This window comes from Yeguia hominis (assembly GCF_014384705.1).
GTDB lineage: Bacteria > Bacillota > Clostridia > Oscillospirales > Acutalibacteraceae > Yeguia > Yeguia hominis.
This window is the reverse complement of record NZ_JACRSN010000049.1, coordinates 1-1,340: the sequence shown is the minus strand read 5'-3', so window position 1 is coordinate 1,340 and position 1,340 is coordinate 1. Positions and strand designations below refer to the sequence as shown.

At 40.4% G+C, this 1,340-nt stretch carries 2 protein-coding genes; both read right to left on the bottom strand.

Annotation, left to right across the window (positions count from 1 at the left end; translation table 11 throughout):
* Positions 1–51 precede the first annotated feature (51 nt).
* On the bottom strand, positions 52–942 hold the full coding sequence (locus tag IAG03_RS14005; RefSeq protein WP_249320734.1) for an IS3 family transposase: 891 nt from the start codon (positions 940–942) through the stop codon (positions 52–54).
* Positions 943–962: 20 nt separating this feature from the next.
* Positions 963–1,247 (bottom strand): transposase, encoded by a 285-nt coding sequence (locus IAG03_RS14000; protein WP_249320733.1) that lies wholly within the window; start codon positions 1,245–1,247, stop codon positions 963–965.
* Positions 1,248–1,340: the final 93 nt, after the last annotated feature.

Sequence of the window (1,340 nt, the reverse complement as noted above, 5' to 3'; positions counted from 1 at the left end):
TGCTCCTATGTCAAGATTTCGTACAAATTAAAATGAGACAATTCTCCGCGTTTAACCTGCCAAGAGCTCAGCCTGCGTGTGCGTTCTTTCATACACTCGTTCGAACTCATCCGGCGACATATAGTTGCAATGACTGTGAATTCGTTTGGTGTTATAGAAGGCTTCTAGATATTCAAAGATCAAACGATATGCCTGTCTATAATCGCGAAATTTAAAGCGATTCAGCCATTCGCGTTTAATAATAGAATGAAAGGATTCCATGCATGCATTATCCCACGGAAATGCTTTTTTTGAATAGCTGCGCTGCATAGTTTCAGTGGCTTTCTTATATTCTGCTGCGACATACTGGCTGCCGCGATCTGAATGAATGATTATTGGCTGGTCGATATTCCGGCGAGCTTTGGCTTTGTTTATTGTATCAATTACACAGGATACTTCCAGTGTTCTTGAAAGCGTCCATGCTATGATTTTTCTAGAAAATAAATCCATAATGCTGGTCAGATAGACAAACCCATCTATTGTCCAAATATAAGTAATATCTGAACACCAGACAGCATTCGGACGATCAGGATTAAACTGCTCATCAAGGATATTTTGTAATTCTGTGCTAAAATCAGAATCTTTTGTGGTGATTGTCCATGGTTTGCTCCACTGAGCACGGATTCCTAATTGGCGCATATATGTACCAACAGTTCTTTCTGAAATTATTTCACCAGTTTTACGCAGTTCTATAGTAATTTTCGGAGCACCATAGTTCTGCTTGGAATCATCATAAATATTCTGTATTTTTACTTTTACAGCTTCACGGCGTTTTTCTGTATTAGAAGGCACGCGATGAAGCCAGGCATAATATCCTGAGCGTGAGACACCTAAAATTTTCAACATTCCGGAGACAGAAACTCGGCGTCCAGCCTTCTTGGCAGCTTCCGTCTTCTCAGACACTTCGAGATAAATAGCTTCCGTTATTTTCCCAGAATGTTGATTGCTTTTTTTAATACATCAAGTGCATCCTGGGCATCTCGTAATTCACGTCTTAGACGGGCAATTTCTTTCTGTTCATCAGATGCGTAGTTACCAGACCTGCGAACAGGAATATCGCCGGATTCCCAGAAGTTTTTTAACCACCTGCTTAATGTACTGTATCCGACATCGAGATTTTCTGCACATCCACGTACACCGAGATCTTTATGGTCCAGATAATACTGAACTGCATCAAGTTTAAATTGTTTGTCACGCTGCGTTGCCATATGAGATCCTCCTTCACCATGTCTCTATTGTATCATGCTTATGCGTGTTCGGGATTTCTCATTTTAGCTTGTACTATTTATATTCTAGCACCA